This window comes from Shinella sp. NM-101 (assembly GCF_021401195.1).
GTDB lineage: Bacteria > Pseudomonadota > Alphaproteobacteria > Rhizobiales > Rhizobiaceae > Shinella.
The window spans coordinates 34,091-51,205 of sequence record NZ_JACBFT010000010.1; the positions used below are offsets into that span (position 1 = coordinate 34,091).

15 protein-coding genes are annotated in these 17,115 nt (G+C 66.3%); 2 read left to right on the forward strand and 13 right to left on the reverse strand.

The features are described 5' to 3' along the window. Positions 1-27: 27 nt before the first annotated feature. The 9 genes from hflX to dusB all read right to left on the reverse strand — a co-directional run bounded on the left by hflX (position 28) and on the right by dusB (position 11,501). Positions 28-1,353: a GTPase HflX gene (gene hflX / locus L0976_RS18505; protein ID WP_234188745.1), complete on the reverse strand. Its 1,326-nt coding sequence runs from the start codon at positions 1,351-1,353 to the stop codon at positions 28-30. Between the two features lie 77 nt (positions 1,354-1,430). After that, positions 1,431-1,673, reverse strand: a complete 243-nt coding sequence (gene hfq / locus L0976_RS18510) for an RNA chaperone Hfq (RefSeq protein ID WP_023514954.1) — start codon at positions 1,671-1,673, stop codon at positions 1,431-1,433. A 97-nt stretch (positions 1,674-1,770) separates the two neighbouring features. Continuing rightward, positions 1,771-2,634 carry a D-amino-acid transaminase gene (locus tag L0976_RS18515; protein ID WP_234188747.1) on the reverse strand — a complete coding sequence of 288 codons (864 nt, stop codon included), beginning with the start codon at positions 2,632-2,634 and terminating at the stop codon, positions 1,771-1,773. A 9-nt stretch (positions 2,635-2,643) separates the two neighbouring features. After that, complete coding sequence (gene trkA / locus L0976_RS18520; RefSeq protein WP_234188748.1) at positions 2,644-4,020, reverse strand: Trk system potassium transporter TrkA; 1,377 nt, start codon at positions 4,018-4,020, stop codon at positions 2,644-2,646. A gap of 30 nt (positions 4,021-4,050) precedes the next feature. Continuing rightward, on the reverse strand, positions 4,051-5,415 hold the full coding sequence (locus L0976_RS18525; RefSeq protein WP_234188749.1) for a sigma-54 dependent transcriptional regulator: 1,365 nt from the start codon (positions 5,413-5,415) through the stop codon (positions 4,051-4,053). Continuing rightward, positions 5,405-7,675, reverse strand: a complete 2,271-nt coding sequence (locus L0976_RS18530) for a PAS domain-containing sensor histidine kinase (protein WP_203318837.1) — start codon at positions 7,673-7,675, stop codon at positions 5,405-5,407. Before L0976_RS18530 ends, L0976_RS18525 begins: the two co-directional genes overlap by 11 nt. Before the next feature lie 201 nt (positions 7,676-7,876). Continuing rightward, positions 7,877-9,331 carry a nitrogen regulation protein NR(I) gene (ntrC, locus tag L0976_RS18535; RefSeq protein ID WP_234188750.1) on the reverse strand — a complete coding sequence of 485 codons (1,455 nt, stop codon included), beginning with the start codon at positions 9,329-9,331 and terminating at the stop codon, positions 7,877-7,879. Further along, the gene (locus L0976_RS18540) at positions 9,331-10,479 is read right to left on the reverse strand and encodes a nitrogen regulation protein NR(II) (RefSeq protein ID WP_234188751.1); all 1,149 of its coding nucleotides are present in this window, start codon (positions 10,477-10,479) and stop codon (positions 9,331-9,333) included. The genes ntrC and L0976_RS18540 overlap by 1 nt, the downstream gene beginning before the upstream one ends. Further along, a complete protein-coding gene (dusB, locus tag L0976_RS18545; protein ID WP_234188752.1) occupies positions 10,476-11,501 on the reverse strand; it encodes a tRNA dihydrouridine synthase DusB in 1,026 nt (341 codons plus the stop codon). Before dusB ends, L0976_RS18540 begins: the two co-directional genes overlap by 4 nt. A gap of 145 nt (positions 11,502-11,646) precedes the next feature. Here dusB and L0976_RS18550 point away from each other — a divergent pair, with 145 nt between their 5' ends. After that, positions 11,647-12,858, forward strand: coding sequence for a bifunctional 2-C-methyl-D-erythritol 4-phosphate cytidylyltransferase/2-C-methyl-D-erythritol 2,4-cyclodiphosphate synthase (locus tag L0976_RS18550; protein WP_234188753.1), 1,212 nt, complete (start codon positions 11,647-11,649; stop codon positions 12,856-12,858). Continuing rightward, positions 12,855-13,355, forward strand: a complete 501-nt coding sequence (locus L0976_RS18555) for a CinA family protein (protein WP_234188754.1) — start codon at positions 12,855-12,857, stop codon at positions 13,353-13,355. Before L0976_RS18550 ends, L0976_RS18555 begins: the two co-directional genes overlap by 4 nt. On the opposite strand, the gene L0976_RS18560 is transcribed toward L0976_RS18555, so the two are convergent. From L0976_RS18560 to lpdA, 4 genes are all read right to left on the reverse strand, one after another. After that, positions 13,344-13,805 (reverse strand): type II toxin-antitoxin system RatA family toxin, encoded by a 462-nt coding sequence (locus L0976_RS18560; RefSeq protein ID WP_203318831.1) that lies wholly within the window; start codon positions 13,803-13,805, stop codon positions 13,344-13,346. The genes L0976_RS18555 and L0976_RS18560 overlap by 12 nt on opposite strands. 9 nt (positions 13,806-13,814) lie before the next feature. Then, complete coding sequence (locus tag L0976_RS18565) at positions 13,815-14,375, reverse strand: AAA family ATPase (protein WP_234188755.1); 561 nt, start codon at positions 14,373-14,375, stop codon at positions 13,815-13,817. A gap of 70 nt (positions 14,376-14,445) precedes the next feature. Beyond that, positions 14,446-15,423, reverse strand: coding sequence for a lipoyl synthase (gene lipA, locus L0976_RS18570; protein ID WP_234188756.1), 978 nt, complete (start codon positions 15,421-15,423; stop codon positions 14,446-14,448). A 226-nt stretch (positions 15,424-15,649) separates the two neighbouring features. Continuing rightward, the gene (lpdA, locus tag L0976_RS18575; protein ID WP_234188758.1) at positions 15,650-17,095 is read right to left on the reverse strand and encodes a dihydrolipoyl dehydrogenase; all 1,446 of its coding nucleotides are present in this window, start codon (positions 17,093-17,095) and stop codon (positions 15,650-15,652) included. Positions 17,096-17,115: the final 20 nt, after the last annotated feature.

Consider the following 17,115-nt stretch of genomic DNA (forward strand, 5'->3'; position numbering starts at 1 on the left):
GGCAGCGGGATGAGGGGCTTTTTCCCCTCAGCGCTCCCACTCCTCGCGCGCCGGCCTGCCGCCGAGGCCGAGACGGCGGTCGAGTTCGGCGGCTTCCGTTTCCGTCAGCCGCAGTTCCAGCCGCACGTTGCCGTCCTCGAGGTCCTCGCGGGCGTCGACGATCGAATGGTCGTAGATCCACGGCAGAAGCTGCAACTGCATGACAGGCACGACGACGTCGCGGTCGACAAGCACGCCGGAGAGCCGCTGGTTGATCTCGGCCAGCAGCGTATCGACCCCCTCGCCCGAAATGGCGGACACGGCAATCACGTTCGGCTGGCTACCCGCCTTCTGCACCAGCGCTTCGCGCGCCTCGGGCTCCAGCCGGTCGATCTTGTTCCAGACTTCGAGGATACGTTCCGCGCCGTCCTTCTCGTCGATGCCGAGATCGGCGAGGATGCGCAGCACGTCGGACGATTGCGCGCCGTTGTCCGGGTCGGACATGTCGCGCACATGCAGGATCAGGTCCGCCTCCAGCACCTCTTCCAGCGTCGCGCGGAAGGCGGCGACGAGGTGGGTCGGCAGGTTGGAGATGAAGCCCACCGTATCGGAGAGGATGACGGTGCGGCCCTGCGGCAGCTTCATGCGGCGCAGCGTCGGGTCGAGCGTGGCGAAGAGCATGTCCTCGGCGAGCACCCCTGCGCCGGTGATGCGGTTGAACAGCGTCGACTTGCCGGCATTCGTATAGCCGACAAGCGCGACGATGGGATGCGGCACCTTCTTGCGCTTGGAACGGTGAAGCTGGCGGGTGCGGCGCACCTGCTCCAGTTCGCGCTCCAGCTTGACGATCTTGTCCTGCAGCAGCCGGCGGTCGGCCTCGATCTGCGTTTCGCCCGGACCGCCCATGAAGCCGGCGCCGCCGCGCTGGCGCTCAAGGTGGGTCCAGCTGCGCACGAGGCGGCCGCGCTGGTAGTTGAGATGGGCGAGCTCGACCTGCAGCGTGCCTTCCTTGGTGGAGGCACGGCGGCCGAAGATTTCGAGAATGAGGCCGGTGCGGTCGATGACCTTGGCGTTCCATTCCTTCTCGAGATTGCGCTGCTGCACGGGCGTCAGGGGATGGTCGACGATGACGAGGCCGGCATCGTGCTCGTCGAGCGCAGCCTTGAACTCCTCGATCTTGCCGGTGCCGAGAAGCGTGCCGGGCTTGGGCTGCGCCACCGGAACGATGGCCGAGTAGGCCACCGTGAGGTCGATGGCCCGGGCGAGGCCCACGGCCTCCTCCAGGCGCGCCTCGTCGGACCGCGGGGCCGGCGCCGCCGGATCGGGCTTGGCGCGCGCAGCCTTCAATACAGGGACGATGACGACGGCGCGCATGTCGTCCCGGTGCTTTTCGGCGTCCGGGACGATGGAGTCCTTGCGGGAATCGGTTTTGCTAATTTTCGTGGGTCCTGTCAGGAGCCGCTTTCCTCGGTCTCGAACATCTGCAGCGGCTGGCCGGGCATGATGGTGGAGATCGCGTGCTTGTACACGAGCTGCGAGTGACCGTCGCGACGCAGGAGCACACAGAAGTTGTCGAAAGAGGTGACAACCCCGGTCAGCTTGACCCCGTTGATGAGGAAGATCGTCAGGGAAATCTTTTGCTTGCGAACGGTATTAAGAAAAAGATCCTGCAGGTTCTGAGAACGTTCCGCCATGGCGCCGCTTCTTTCTGATTGCCGGCCCTTGAGACCGGTTGACTGAAAATAAATGTCCCCACGCCGGGCACAAACTCCCGGACCGCCGAGTTTGGTATCAAATCGCGGTCTTCTCCGCAACGACGAAAAAAGCGTCGCGAATTTTCTGCGCGGTCATGCCGGGGTGCCCGTTGGCGATCGTCTTGCCGTCGATGGAAACGACCGGCAGGCATATCGTCGTCGCGCCGGTGACGAAGACTTCCCGTGCTTCCAGCATTTCCGCGGTGGAAAAGCACCGCTCCTCCACCAAAATGCCGAGCTTGGCGGCAACGTCCATCAGCGTCGTGCGGGTGATGCCGCGCAGGATCGCATGGTCGGCGGGCCGCGTGACGAGCGTTCCGGCGCGGTCGACGATCCACAGGTTCGTTGCCCCGCCCTCCGTCACATTGCCCTCGGCATCGACGAAGATCGCTTCCTGTGCGCCCGCCTCCTTCGCCTGCTGGCGCGCCAGCACGTTCGGCAGGAGGCCGACGGTCTTGATGTCCACCCGCCCCCAGCGGTTGTCGGGAACCGTGACCGCCCTGATGCCGGCGGCGTATTTCGCGGCGCTCACCGCGGGGTCCAGCGATTTTGCCGTGACGACGAGCGACGCGCGCACCTCTGGCGACGGGAACACATGGTCGCGGCGGGCGACGCCGCGCGTCACCTGGAGATAGACCATGCCGTCGACCACCCGGTTGCGGCGAAGCACCTCGCGCATGATTCCCACGAGCGCCGCGCGCGGCATCGGCGGGCGGATGCGGATTTCGCCAAGCGAGCGGTCGAGCCGGTCGAGATGGCGGGAAAGGTCGACGATGCACCGTTCCCGTACCTGGCAGACCTCGTAGACCGCATCGGCGAACACGAAGCCGCGGTCCTCGATATGCACCGCGGCGTCGGCATGGCGGACGTAACGGCCGTTGACATAGGCGAAACGGGGCATGGAGGGATCCTAGAAATACTGGATGCTGACGCGGAAGAGCTGCTCGACATGACGCACGGCCGCGGCGGCGGCAAAGAGCACCACCCGGTCCTTCGCCTTGATCTTCGTGCTGCCGTCCGGGCGGACGACCGTTTGGTCGCGGTAGATCGCGCCGATGCGGATGCCCGGCGGCAGCTCGATCTCGCGCAAGGGGCGGCCGACGAGCGGCGAGGTCTCCAGCGCCTCGGCCTCGATCACCTCGGCGGAGCCCTTCTGCACGGCATAGACCGCGCGGATGCGGCCCTTGCGGACGTGCTGCAGGATGCCGGAGATGGTGACGGCGCGCGGGTTGATATGCGCGTCGATGCCGAGGCTCTTGGTGAAGTCCTCATAGGTCGGATCGTTGATCAGCACCAGGTTCTGCTTGCAGCCGAGGCGCTTGGCCATGACGGAGCCGAGGATGTTGATCTGGTCGTTGTTGGTGAGCGCGACGATGAGGTCGGCATCCTGAATGTCGGCCTGGAGCAGCATCTTCTGGTCGAGCGCGGAGCCATGCAGGACGACGGCGTTGCGCAGCTTGTCGGCGATGGCGACGGCGCGCTCGCGATCGCTCTCGATGATCTTCAGCCGCGTCTTCGGCTGGTAGTCCTCGATGGCCTTGGCGACGAAATAGCCGATATTGCCGCCGCCGGCGATGACGATGCGGGCCGCCTCCTGCTCCTCGTGGCCGAAGAGCGCGAGCGTGCGCCGCACATGGCCCTTGTCGCAGACGACATAGGCGAGATCGCCGGAATGGAGCTGGTCGGACGAGTTCGGCACGAACAGCCTGCCGTTGGAGTAGATGCCGGTGACGGTGGCGTTGAGGTCCGGGAAGAGCTCGCTGAGCTGCTTCAGCGGCGTCTCCACGACCGGGCAATCCTCCATGCATTCGATCGCGATCATGACGATGCGGTCGTCGGCAAAGCGCACCACATCCGTCGCGCCGGGGAAGGAGATGCGCCGCAGGACCATCTTGCCCACCTCCACCTCCGGCGAGATGGTGACGTCGATGGGCAGGTTCTCGCGCGAGAAGAGGTCCGAATATTCCGGCGCCAGGTAGCTCTGCGAGCGGATGCGGGCGATCTTGGTCGGCACGTTGAAGAGCGAATGCGCCACCTGGCAGGCGACCATGTTGATCTCGTCGAACAGGGTGACGGCGATGAGCATGTCCGCCTGGTCGGCGCCGGCCTTGGCCAGCACTTCCGGATGCGCGCCGTGGCCGACGACGCCGCTGACGTCGAGCGTCTCGGTGATGGCCGATATGAGCGAGGGCTGCATGTCGATGACCGACACGTCGTTGCCCTCCTGCGAGAGACGCTCTGCGATACCGTAGCCGACGCGTCCGGCGCCGCAGATGATGACCTTCATAGCGTCGAATCCCTCAAGTCCCCGAGGGCCTTATACGCCAAGCGACTTCAGTTTGCGATGGAGCGCGGAGCGTTCCATGCCGACGAACTCGGCCGTGCGGGAGATGTTGCCGCCGAAACGGTTGATCTGGGCGATCAGGTAGTCCCGCTCGAACATCTCGCGTGCCTCGCGCAGCGGCAGCGTCATGATGTGCTGGTCGCCCTGGGTGGAGATCTTCGGCAGCATGTCGCCGACTTCCGTCGGCAGCATGTCGGCCGTGATCGCCGTATCGGGACCGTCGCTGCGGGCAAGGATCATCAGGCGCTCGATATTGTTGCGGAGCTGGCGGATATTGCCCGGCCAGTCGTGCGCCTGGAGCACGGCGAGCGCATCGTCGCCGATCTTGCGCGCCCGGATGCCGGCCTGCTCGCTGATCTGGCGCATGAACATGTCGACGAGGAAGGGAATGTCCTCGCGCCGCTCGGCAAGCGGCGGCACGCGCACCGGCACCACGGCGAGGCGATGGTAGAGGTCCTCGCGAAAACCGCCCTCGGCGATCAGGCTTTCGAGGTTGTAGGCGGTGGAGGAGATGATGCGCACATCCACCCTCACCCGCTTCGAGCCGCCGACGCGCTCGAACTGCTGGTCGACAAGCACGCGCAGGATCTTGTTCTGCGTCTCGCGCGGCATCTCGCCGATCTCGTCGAGATAGAGGATGCCGCCATGGGCCTCTTCCAGCGCGCCCGTCCGGCGCGTCTGGCCGGGCGTGCCCTCCGTGCCGAACAGCGCGATCTCCATGCGCTCCGGCGTGATGGCCGCCGCGTTCAGCACGACGAACGGTCCGCCCGCACGGCTCGACTTGCGGTGGATCATCCGCGCCACCAGTTCCTTGCCGGAACCGGAGGGGCCGAGGATCATGATTCGGCTGTTGGTCGGGGACACCTTCTCGATGTTCTGGCGAAGCTGCGAGACGGCCACTGAAGTGCCGATGAGCTCGGCCGGATCGCCCGAGCGCTTCTTCAGCTCCGTCACCTCGCGCCGCAGCTTGGAATTCTCCAGCGCCCGCTCGGCGATCAGGATCAGCCGGTCGGCCTTGAAGGGCTTCTCGATGAAGTCGTAGGCGCCGCGGCGGATCGCCGAGACGGCCGTCTCGATATTGCCGTGGCCGGAGATCATCACCACCGGCAGGTCCGGGTGGCGGCTCTTGATCTCGTCGAGCAGCGCGAGGCCGTCGAGCTTGCTGCCCTGCATCCAGATGTCGAGGAAGACGAGGCGCGGCACGCGGTCGCTGATGGCGGCAAGCGCGCTGTCGCTGTCATAGGCGGTGCGCGTCTCGTGCCCCTCGTCCGAGAGAATGCCGGAGACGATCTCGCGGATGTCCTCCTCGTCGTCCACTACGAGAATATCAGACGCCATGGCTCATTTCCTTGCTCTTATTATCCGCATCGGTGGCCACCGTTTCCTCGTAGGGCAGGATCACGCGGATCATCGCCCCGTGGCCGTGGTCGAAGTCCGCAGGCGCATCGTGCAGCTCGAGCTGCCCGCCATGGTCTTCGATGATCTTCTTGACGATTGCGAGGCCGAGCCCCGTGCCCTTCTCGCGCATCGTCATATAGGGTTCGAGAATGCGGTGCCGGTTCTCGGTCGGGAGGCCCTTGCCGTTGTCGACGACGTCGACGACGAAGCGGCGGCCCGCATCGTCGGCCATCGCCCGCACGAGAACCTTGCGTTCCTCGCGCGAAACATCCGGCGGCAGCGCCTCGATGGCCTCGACCGCGTTCTTGATGAGATTGCCGAAGGCCTGGCCGAGCATGCGCGCGTCGAAGAGCCCCGTCAGCGGCACCTCGCCGAGGTCCTTGTGGAAGGCGACGTGGCTGTTGCCCATCTCGCGCAGGAACACCGCATCCTTCAGGATGCCGCGCAGGTCCGAGCGTTCCTTCGTCGGCTTCGGCATGCGCGCGAAGGCGGAGAACTCGTCCACCATGCGGCCGATGTCCTCGACCTGCCGCACGATGGTGTCCGTACACTGGTCGAAGACGGCGCGGTCCTCCTGGTCGATCTGCTTGCCGTAGCGGCGGCGGATGCGTTCGGCGGAAAGCTGGATCGGCGTCAGCGGGTTCTTGATCTCGTGCGCGATGCGGCGCGCCACGTCCGCCCAGGCGGTCGAGCGCTGTGCGATGACGAGGTCCGTGATGTCGTCGATGGTGACGACGTAGGATTCCTGCGCATCCTTCGCCTCCTCGCGCGTCACCTGCACGTTCAGCGTCCGCTCCTTGCCGCCATGCATGATGTTGACCTGCCGGCGATAGTCGTGGCGGTGGCGGGTCGAGCCTTCCGCCAGCACGGCGGCGATTTCCGGCGCGACCTCGGCGAGCGGCTGGCCGATGAGATCGTCGACCTCCCGTCCGAGCAGGATTTCCGCCGAGAGATTGGCGATGGTCACGCGGCCGTCGCCCTCCACGCCGATGACGGCGGCGGTCACGCCCGACAGCACCGCCTCGATGAAGCGGCGGCGGTGGTCGACCTCGTCCTTGGCGTCGAGGATCTGGTCCTGCTGGGCGCGGATCTCGGCGATCATCTTGTTGAAGGTGCGCGAGAGGTTGCCGACGTCGCCGTCGGCGATGCGCACGGGCACGCTGACGTCGAGATTGCCCGAGGCCACGCTGTCGGCCGCGCCGATCAACTGGCGGATCGGCCGCACGATACGGTCGGCCACCGCGATCGCGGTCCAGATCGCGGCAAGGAGCACGATCAGCGCGAAGCCGAGATAGAGAACGCCGAAGGCGATCTGCAGCGTCGTGCGCCCGGCTTCGAGCGCGCGGTATTCGGCGGTGTTCTCCTCCATCAGGCGCATCGAGCGCATCACCTCGGGATCGACGGTGCGGATGGTGTAGAGGAAGGCGTCCGGTATGTTCTCCAGCTTGATGATGGCGCCGACGAGGTTCGTCGTGCCCGGCGGAATGAGCGTCGGCTGGCCGCTGGCGGATGCCCTGAGGGCGCTTTCCGGGATCGGCGGCAGCGGGTTTTCCGTGGGGATGCTCGCCTGCAGGATCGTCGATCCGTCCGCCCGCAGCAGGAAGGCGCCGAGCATGCCGCGCCCGCGCGCCTGCCGCGTCATCAGCTCGATGAAGCCGGTCCGGTCGAGGCTGTAGAGCTGGCGGTTCCGGTCGAGGTCGTTGGCCATCGAGGCCGTCTGCCCCTGCAGGTAGCTCGCATTTTCCAGCACATAGGCCTGCGCCACGTTGAGCGACGAGCTGACGATCGACTGGGTGCGGATGGAGAACCAGCGGTCGAGGCCGACATCGAGCGTGATGGAGGCGAAGATGGCGACGAGCACGGCCGGCGTGATCGCGACGATCGAGAACAGCGCGACGATGCGCACATGCAGCCTTGCGGCGGCACGGCCGCGGCTGCGGGCGCGCAGCAGCCGCAGGATCTCGCGGCCGATCAGGAACATCAGGCCGACGACGAAGAGCGCGTTGATCGTCGCCGATGCGATCACGACGTTGGCTTCCGGCTTGATCGGCGTCAGGCCAAGCAGGATGAACAGCGACATGGTCGCGGCAACCAGCGCGCCGCCGGCCAGCAGCAGGCCCGGCAGGGCAAAGGAGGCGCGCCGATCGGCAACCGCCCCGCCATCCTGTCCGTTCGAAAGCAGGCTCACGCCTTCCGTCATCTGCCGCACCGCTCCCCGGCCGTCTACCCATGGGCCGCCGGCATCACATCGCATTTTCCGGGGTGGCGCCGGCCGCGTGGAACCGGGTGCCACGCGCCCGTGTTTCCGACGGCCGGGCACGCGGGCCTATTCGGCCGCAAACCCCTCTGTTACCCTCAAGCAACAGATTGTGGCCAAAATGCAACGCCCCTTGCCGGCAAGTCAAGCGGAACGGGAACTTCTATACACAGATACACCCAGCTCGCGAATTTTCTTGCGCAGCGTGTTGCGGTTGAGACCGAGGAGGTCGGCGGCCTTGATCTGGTTGCCGCGGGTGGCCGTGAGCGCGGCGAGAATCAGCGGATATTCCATCTCGGCGAGCACGCGCTCGTAGAGGCCGGGAGGCGGCAGGCCGTCGCCGAAGCTTGCGAAATACTGCCGCATGTTCTCTTCCACGGCCTGCGAGATCGACAGCGAGCCGGACCGCGTGACGGCCTTTTCGATGGGGCTGTCGGGAATGTCGGCGCGCAGCTCCGCCTCGATGATCTCGCGGGTGATGATGTCCTGCGGATAGAGGGCGGTGAGCCGGCGCACGACGTTTTCCAGTTCGCGCACGTTGCCCGGCCAGGGATGCGCCTTCATCAGCTCCAGCGCCTCCTGGTCGAAGCGCTTGGCGTCAAGCCCCTCCTTCTCCGCCTGCTGCACGAAATGGCGCACGAGATCGGGAATGTCCTCCGCCCGGTCGCGCAGCGGCGGCAGGCGCAGCGGCACGACATTGAGGCGGTAGTAGAGGTCCTCGCGGAAAAGGCCCTGGTTGATCGACTGCTTCAGGTCCTTGTTGGTCGCGGCGACGATGCGGACATCGGTGCGGATCGGCGTGCGGCCGCCCACGGTGGTGTACTCGCCCTGCTGGAGCACGCGCAGAAGCCGGGTCTGCGCGTCCATTGGCATGTCGCCGATCTCGTCGAGGAAGAGCGTGCCGCCCTCGGCCTGCTCGAAACGGCCGGTGGAGCGGGTCTGCGCGCCGGTGAAGGCGCCCTTCTCGTGGCCGAAGAGTTCCGATTCGATGAGGTCGCGCGGGATCGCCGCCATGTTGATGGCGACGAAGGGGCCGTTGCGGCGCTTGCCGTAGTCGTGCAGCGCGCGGGCGACGAGCTCCTTGCCGGTGCCCGATTCGCCGGTGATCATCAGCGTCAGGTCCGTCTGCATCAGGCGGGCGAGCACGCGGTAGATTTCCTGCATGGCCGCCGAGCGGCCGACGAGCGGCATTCCGTCCTGCGTGTCGTCGTCGAGGCGCGCCGGCTTGCGCTTCGGCTCGGACAGCGCCCTGCCGATGATGGCGATCAGTTCGGTGAGGTCGAAGGGTTTCGGCAGGTAGTCGTAGGCGCCCTTCTCCGAGGCCTTGATCGCCGTCATGAAGGTGTTCTGCGCGCTCATGACGAGCACCGGCAGGTCGGGCCGCGCCTTCTTGATGCGCGGCAGCAGGTCGAAGGCGTTCTCGTCCGGCATGACGACGTCGGTCACGACGATGTCGCCCTCGCCGGCGGCGATCCAGCGCCACAGGGTCGCTGCATTGGAGGTGATCCGCACGTCATAACCCGCGCGGCTCAGGGCCTGGTTGAGCACGGTGCGGATCGCGGCATCGTCATCGGCAACGAGGACTGTGGCGCCTGTCATCAATTATGTCCTTTGGTCTTGGGATAGTCGTCGTCTTCACTGACGCCGCGGGAGGCCGGCATCAGCACGCGGAAGGTGGTCCGGGCGCCCTGGCTGTCGCATTCGACGATGCCGCCGTGGCCGCCGATGATCTTGGCGACCAGCGCAAGGCCGAGGCCGGAACCGTTGGTCTTGGTGGTGATGAAGGGATCGAAGAGATGCGGCAGCAGGTCCGCCGGAACGCCCGGGCCGTTGTCGTGCACGCAGAATTCCAGCGGCAGGGAAATCTTCTCCCGCGTGCCGGCGACCGAAAGCCGGATGCCGGGCCGGTATGCCGTGGTGAGCTGGATTTCGCCGTCCGGCCGGTCGCCGATCGCCTCCGCGGCATTCTTGACGAGGTTCAGGAACACCTGCACGAGCTGGTCCCTGTTGGCATAGACCGGCGGCAGCGAGGGGTCGTAGAGCTCGCTGATCTTGATATTGCGGGCAAAGCCCGCCTTCGCGACGGCCTTCACATGGTCGAGGACGGAATGGATGTTGACGGGCACGCGATCGACCGGCCGCTCGTCGGAGAACACCTCCATGCGGTCGACCAGCGAGACGATGCGGTCGGTCTCGTCGCAGATGAGGCGCGTCAGCGCCCGGTCCTCGTCGATGACGGAGGTTTCCAGAAGCTGCGCCGCGCCGCGGATGCCCGAGAGCGGGTTCTTGATCTCGTGTGCCAGCATGGAGGCGAGACCGGTCACGGAACGGGCGGCGGTGCGGTGGGTGAGCTGGCGGTCGATCTTGTCCGCCATCGAGCGCTCCTGGATCACCACGACCACGGAACCCGGGTCGGTGGTGACGGGCGCCACGTAGATGTCGACCAGCTTTTCGGCGCCGAGCCGCGGCGAGCTCAAATCCACGCGATACTCGCTGACGGGAGCCTTGCGCTCGCGCACCTGGTCGATCAGCGTCAGGAGCGGGCTGCCGAAGGGAATGAAGGTCGAGACGTCGTGGCGGGCGAGATGGCTTGCGCTCGCCCCGAAGAAGGATTCGGCCTCCCAGTTGGCGAAGGCGATCAGCCCGTTCACATCGACCAGGATCACCGGGTTCTGGATGGCGTTGAGCACGGCGAGCGCCAGTTCCGGCGCCCGCGCGGCGTTGGGGTCTGCCGGCCTGCCGGTCATGCGGCTTCTCCCAGCTTCGATGCCTCGCCCGAAAGGATCGCCTCCGCCAGGCGGCCGGCGACGAAATCGCTGTCGCGCGCCGTCATGATCTCGGCCTTCGCCGCGCCGGCAAGGCCGGTCGCAAAGCGCTCCAGATACCAGCCGACATGTTTGCGCGCATGGCGCAGGCCCGCCTCGATGCCGTAGAAATCGAGCATCATGCGGTAGTGCTCGACCGCTGTCGCCGCGACCTCTTCCACGGAGGGATGCGCGCATGCCCCCGCCAGCACGGCCGGGTGCCACGGCCTGCCCTGCGCGGAACGGCCGACCATCACGGCATCCGCTCCCGAGCGGCGGAGGATTTCCAGTGCGTCCTCTGCGGTATCGACATCGCCGTTGGCGATGAGCGGAATGGAGAGGACATCGCGCACGGCACGGATCGCGTCCCAATCCGCCCTGCCCTCGTAGAACTGCATGCGGGTGCGGCCGTGCACGGTGATCATCGCCGCGCCCGCCGCCTCGGCGCGGGCGGCGATATGCGGAGCATTCAGCGAATCATGGTCCCAGCCGAGCCGCATCTTCACCGTCACCGGCACCTTCACGGCGTTGACGGTCGCCTCGATCAGGCCGAGCGCGTGGTCGGGATCACGCATCAGCGCGGAGCCGGAATAGCCGCCGATCACCTTCTTGGCCGGGCAGCCCATGTTGATGTCGATGATGTCGGCACCCTCGCCTTCAGCGATGCGCGCCGCCTCCGCCATCCAGTGCGCCTCGCGCCCGGCGAGCTGCACCATATGCGGGCGGATGCCGCAATTGCGGATGCGCGACCAGCTTTCCCGCGCGTTCAGCGCCAGTTCGCGGCTCGCCACCATTTCCGTGACCACGAGGCCCGCGCCGAAACGCCAGGCGAGATCGCGGAACGGAAGGTCCGTGACGCCGGACATCGGCGCCAGCACCACCCGGTTTCGCAAGGTCTGTGAGCCGATCGCCAGCGGCGCCGACAGGTTGGGGATCGCCAATTGCTTATCTTTCAAGCACGTCATGTCTTTGCACTATTTTTAGCCATAGTTATCGTTCTTGCCAAGCCGCAATCATGCCGGCCCGCAATTTTCCGAAGAGCGCTGGAATTGCGTCATCCTTCCGGCTAAACCACCCCAAAACGCTTTGAAATGGAGATGTGGAACCGAGATGCTGGCGGAAAATGCGCTATCCTGCGGGGTTGTGATCGTTGCCGCCGGGCGCGGCGAGCGGGCAGGCAGCCATGCCGACGGCCCCAAGCAGTACCGCCGCATCGGCGGAAGGCCGGTGATCTCCCATACGCTCGATCTCTTTGTCAATTGGCCGCACGCCAAGTGTATCGTCGTCGTGATTCATCCCGATGACGAGGCGCTGCTGGAGGCCGCCCGCGCCGCCGCCCTGCCCGCCGGCGACCGCCTGATCGTCGTGCACGGCGGGCCGACGCGCCAGCAGTCCGTGCTCGCGGGGCTGGAAGCCCTTGCCGCAGACGAGATCAGCCATGTGCTCATCCAGGATGCCGTGCGCCCCTTCGTCGAGCCGGCCATCCTGGAGCGCACCCTCACCGCCTTCCACCACGGCGCGCGCGCGGTCCTGCCCGCCGTCGCCGTCGCGGACACGCTGAAACGGGCGGATGCCAACGGCAATGTCGCCGAAACGGTCTCCCGCTCCGGCCTTTTCGCGGCGCAGACGCCGCAGTCCTTCCACTTTCAGACCATCCTGGAGGCGCATCGCCGAGCAGCGGCCTCCGCCCGTACGGATTTCACCGACGACGCCGCGATCGCCGAATGGGCCGGGGTGCGCGTCCACCTCGTCGAAGGCGGCGCCGGCAACGTCAAGCTCACCCTGCAGAAGGATCTCGCCATGGCCGACCAGCGCCTTTCCCACGGGCTTCCCGACGTTCGCACCGGCAACGGCTACGACGTGCACCAGCTCATGGAGGGCGACGGCGTGACGCTCTGCGGCCTGTTCATCGCGCACGACCAGAAGCTGTCAGGCCATTCGGATGCCGACGTCGCCCTGCACGCCTTGACGGACGCCCTGCTCGCCACCTGCGGCGCGGGCGACATCGGCGACCATTTCCCGCCCTCCGATCCGCAATGGAAGGGCGCGGCCTCCCGCATCTTCCTCGAACATGCGGCAGCCATCGTGCGCGAAAGGGGCGGCACGATCATGAATGCCGACGTCTCGCTCATCGCCGAGGCGCCGAAGGTCGGGCCGCACCGCGAGGCCATGCGCCGCAATCTTGCGGAATTCCTCGGCATCGCCCTCGACCGCTGCTCGGTGAAGGCGACGACCAACGAGAAAATCGGCTTCATCGGGCGACGCGAGGGCATCGCCGCGATCGCCACGGCAACCGTAGTCTACAAGGGGAGCGAGGCATGAGCATCTGGCCCGAGGACATCGAGGACACGGCCCGGCGGATCGTCACCGACTTTTCCGCGCGCGGGCTGACGATCGCCACCGCCGAATCCTGTACGGCCGGCCTCATTGCCGGCGCCATCACCGAGATCGCCGGCTCCTCCAACGCCTTCGACCGCGGCTTCGTGACCTATTCCAACGCCGCGAAGCAGCAGATGATCGGCGTTTCGGGCGAGACGCTCGAGGCCCACGGCGCCGTCTCGCGCCCCACGGCGCTGGAGATGGCCGAAGGCGCCCTCCTTCATTCGAACGCTGACATTTCCGTCGCCGTCACCGGCATTGCCGGGCCGGGGGGCGGTTCCGGCGAGAAGCCGGTCGGCCTCGTGCACCTCGCTGCCGCGCGCAAGGGACGCGAAACGCTGCACCGGGAAATGCGCTACGGCGATATCGGCCGCAGCGCCGTGCGGCTTGCGACCGTGCGAACCGCGCTGGAAATGCTGGTCGAACTGTCAGCCGATTGACGCGCCGCCATAGATCGCCGCCGCGCGCTTCTCGAAGGCCTCGGTGAACATGCGGAAGGCGCGGTCGAACATCGAGCCCATCAGCGCGCCCAGGATGCGGCTCTTGAACTCGTAGTCGATGAAGAAATGCACGGAGCAGCCGCCGTCCGGCAACGGCTCGAAGCGCCAGCGGTTGTCGAGATAGCGGAACGGCCCGTCGATATACTTGACGTCGATCGCCCGCTCCGTCCGGCTCAGCAGCACCTGTGTGGTGAAGGTCTCGCGGATCGCCTTGTAGCCGACGGTCATGTCGGCGACGAGCAGCTCCTTGCCGTCCCGTTCCTTGCGCGAGCGCACCGCCAGCCCCTCGCAGAGCGGCAGGAACTCCGGGTAGCGCTCGACATCGGCGACGAGGGCGTACATCTGCTCGGGCGTATGAGGAACGGGTCTGCGGGTTTCGAACTGGGGCATGGCCGAGAGCTAATGAACCGCGGCAAATCTTGCAAGTAGCCGGTCGTTCTCACGCCGCGATTTCAACACGCAAACCGGCACGTCCGGTCCAAATGCCGCAAGATTCTCCTCGATCTCGGGGCTTTCCGTCTCCTCGAAATTCCAGATGTAGGCCAGGAATTCGCGGTCGATCTTCTCCGGGCAATCGTCGGCCATTTCCGGCCGCGAACGCCCGCGATAGCGCAGCCAGCGGGAAATCACACCGTAGAGCGACGTCAAGCGCGGCGGGCGAAGCCAGAGAACCAGATGGGTCCGCGGCAGGCGCAGCGCCAGGGTGCCGGGACTTGTGCCGTCGATGATCCAGCGCTCGCCCGCGACGATCTCCTCAAGACGCGCCAATGCTTCCGCGCGCGGCCGCGGCTGCCAGCCCGGCAGCCAGAAGATCTCGCGGTCCATCGAGACGTAAGGCAGGCCGAGCCGGCCGGCGAGCCTCAGCGCCAGCGTGCTCTTGCCGCTGCCCGAGCAGCCGATCACCAGCACGCGCTCCGCGGTCTTCAAACGCTGCGCCGCGTCCTCGATCGTCATCGTCATCGCCACCTCCGAAACGAAAACCCCGCCGTCGGGCAGGACTGCGGGGCTTAAAGGAGGCCGGCGGAAAAGTCTATTCCGCTGCGGCGAGAAGCTTGCGCTCGCGGGCGGCGCGCAGGCGGGCGAAGTCGTCGCCGGCATGGTGCGAGGAACGCGTCAGCGGGCTGGAGGAGACCATCAGGAAGCCCTTGGTGTAGGCAACGGTCTCGTAGGACTTGAACTCCTCCGGCGTCACGAAGCGGTCGACCTTGTGGTGCTTGCGGGTTGGCTGGAGATACTGGCCGATCGTCAGGAAGTCGACGTCGGCGGTCCTGAGGTCGTCCATGAGCTGGAGCACCTCGTTGCGCTCCTCGCCGAGGCCCACCATGATGCCCGACTTGGTGAACATGGTCGGGTCCAGTTCCTTCACGCGCTGCAACAGGCGGACAGAGTGGAAATAGCGTGCGCCGGGACGCACCGTCAGGTAATTGCCGGGCACGGTCTCCATGTTGTGGTTGAAGACGTCGGGCTTGGCGGCGACCACGCGCTCCAGCGCGCCCGGCTTCTTCAGGAAGTCCGGCGTCAGGATTTCGATGGTCGTTGCGGGGGACGCGGCGCGGATCGCGAAGATCACCTTCTCGAAATGCTCGGCGCCGCCGTCTTCCAGATCGTCACGGTCCACCGAGGTGATGACGACGTGCGACAGGCCCATCTGCCGGACGGCCTTGGCGACGTTTTCCGGCTCTTCCATGTCGAGTGCATTGGGCTTGCCCGTCGCCACGTTGCAGAAGGCGCAGGCGCGGGTACAGATCTCGCCCATGATCATGAAGGTGGCGTGCTTCTTGTCCCAGCACTCGCCGATATTCGGGCAGCCCGCCTCCTCGCAGACCGTGACCAGCTTGTGGGAGCGCACCAGATCGCGCGTCTCCTGGTAGCCTTTGGAGACCGGCGCCTTGACGCGGATCCATTCCGGCTTGCGCAGCACTTCCGTGTCCGGCCGGTTGGCCTTTTCCGGATGGCGCACCCGCTTGGCTTCGGGGTCGAGATTGGTGCGGTCGAGAATGGTGACCATGTCTATCCACTTTCCTGCGGACGCTGTCGCCCGTCTTGCGGACCCGAATTTCGAAACGTCCGCCTCATCTGGAGGCAGGGTCCCGCCTTTGTCAAACCGCCCTGCCCTCGACTATCGCCAGCGCTTATGGATGGTCGGGTCAAGCCCGACCATGACGAAAGAGAAGTTTGCGGCACTTTTCGCAGCAAGCCGGGCCCGCCTCATGTGGAGGCGGGCTCTAGCACGTTCAGGCGTTCAATGCACGCCCATAGGCATCCAGCACGCTTTCCTTCAGCGTCTCGGAGATCGTCGGGTGCGGGAAGATCGTGTGCATCAGCTCCTCCTCCGTCGTCTCCAGGTTCATGGCGATGACAAAGCCCTGGATGAGCTCGGTCACTTCCGCGCCGACGAGATGGGCGCCGAGCAGTTCGCCGGTCTTCCTGTCGAAGATCGTCTTGACGAGGCCCTGGTCCTCGCCCAGCGCAATGGCCTTGCCGTTGGCGACGAAGGGGAAGCGGCCGACGCGGATGTCGCGGCCCTGCTCCTTGGCCTTGGCTTCCGTCAGGCCCACCGAGGCGACCTGCGGGTGGCAATAGGTGCAGCCGGGGATCTTCGACTTGTCCATCGGGTGGACGTTCGGCAGGCCGGCGATCTTCTCGATGCAGATGACGGCCTCGTGCTCGGCCTTGTGGGCGAGCATCGGGGGACCGGCGACATCGCCGATGGCGTAAAGGCCCGGAACGTTCGTCCTGCCGTAGCCGTCGATGGCGATGAAGCCGCGGTCGGTCTTCACGCCGAGCGCTTCCAGGCCGATCGTCTCGATGTTCGCCTGCACGCCGACGGCGGAGATCATCCGGTCGGCGGTGATCTTCTCGACCTTGCCGTCCTTCATCTCGACATGGGCGGTGATGGAATTGGCGCCCTTCTCCACCCTGGCGACCTTGGCCTCCAGATGGATCTTCATGCCCTGCTTCTCGAACTGCTTCTTGGCGAGCGCCGAGATCTCCGCGTCCTCGACCGGCATCACCGTCTTCATCACCTCGACGACCGTCACCTCGACGCCGAGCGTGCGGTAGAAGGAGGCGAACTCGATGCCGATGGCGCCCGAGCCCATGACGAGCAGCGACTTCGGCAGCGCCTCAGGCTTCATCGCCTCGAAATAGGTCCAGATCAGCTTGCCATCAGGCTCGATGCCCGGCAGGGCGCGCGGGCGCGCGCCGGTGGCGATGACGATGTGCTTGGCCGTGTAGGTGCCCTCGGGCAGCACGGTCTTCGGCAGCGGCGCCTGCGGCTGCTGGATCGCCTTGGTCGTCCTGGACACCACGATCTCGCCGGGCTTCGTCAGCTTGGCCTCGCCCCAGATGATGTCGACCTTGTTCTTCTTCATCAGGAAGCCGACGCCCGCATTCATGCGCTGGGCGATGCCGCGCGAGCGGGCGACGATGGCGGCAAGGTCCGCCGTCACCGTGCCGTCGATCTTCACGCCGTAATCGCCCGGATGCCGGGCATAGTGGAAGATCTCCGCCGAGCGCAGCAGCGCCTTGGTCGGGATGCAGCCCCAGTTGGAGCAGATGCCGGCGAGGTGCTCGCGCTCGACGATGGCCGTCTTCAGGCCGAGCTGGGCGGCGCGGATCGCCGCGATATAGCCGCCGGGGCCGGAGCCGATGATGATGACGTCGTAGGCATTCGACATGAGCGCTTCCACTCCTCTGT

Coding starts and splice junctions, on each gene's coding strand:
- hfq (WP_023514954.1), bottom strand. CDS start 1,673: ATGGCGGAACGTTCTCAGAACCTGCAGGATCTTTTTCTTAATACCGTT.
- trkA (WP_234188748.1), bottom strand. CDS start 4,020: ATGAAGGTCATCATCTGCGGCGCCGGACGCGTCGGCTACGGTATCGCA.
- ntrC (WP_234188750.1), bottom strand. CDS start 9,331: ATGACAGGCGCCACAGTCCTCGTTGCCGATGACGATGCCGCGATCCGC.
- dusB (WP_234188752.1), bottom strand. CDS start 11,501: ATGACGTGCTTGAAAGATAAGCAATTGGCGATCCCCAACCTGTCGGCG.
- L0976_RS18515 (WP_234188747.1), bottom strand. CDS start 2,634: ATGCCCCGTTTCGCCTATGTCAACGGCCGTTACGTCCGCCATGCCGAC.
- L0976_RS18560 (WP_203318831.1), bottom strand. CDS start 13,805: ATGCCCCAGTTCGAAACCCGCAGACCCGTTCCTCATACGCCCGAGCAG.
- L0976_RS18540 (WP_234188751.1), bottom strand. CDS start 10,479: ATGACCGGCAGGCCGGCAGACCCCAACGCCGCGCGGGCGCCGGAACTG.
- L0976_RS18525 (WP_234188749.1), bottom strand. CDS start 5,415: ATGGCGTCTGATATTCTCGTAGTGGACGACGAGGAGGACATCCGCGAG.
- L0976_RS18555 (WP_234188754.1), top strand. CDS start 12,855: ATGAGCATCTGGCCCGAGGACATCGAGGACACGGCCCGGCGGATCGTC.
- lpdA (WP_234188758.1), bottom strand. CDS start 17,095: ATGTCGAATGCCTACGACGTCATCATCATCGGCTCCGGCCCCGGCGGC.
- L0976_RS18565 (WP_234188755.1), bottom strand. CDS start 14,375: ATGACGATGACGATCGAGGACGCGGCGCAGCGTTTGAAGACCGCGGAG.
- L0976_RS18550 (WP_234188753.1), top strand. CDS start 11,647: ATGCTGGCGGAAAATGCGCTATCCTGCGGGGTTGTGATCGTTGCCGCC.
- lipA (WP_234188756.1), bottom strand. CDS start 15,423: ATGGTCACCATTCTCGACCGCACCAATCTCGACCCCGAAGCCAAGCGG.
- L0976_RS18530 (WP_203318837.1), bottom strand. CDS start 7,675: ATGACGGAAGGCGTGAGCCTGCTTTCGAACGGACAGGATGGCGGGGCG.
- hflX (WP_234188745.1), bottom strand. CDS start 1,353: ATGCGCGCCGTCGTCATCGTCCCTGTATTGAAGGCTGCGCGCGCCAAG.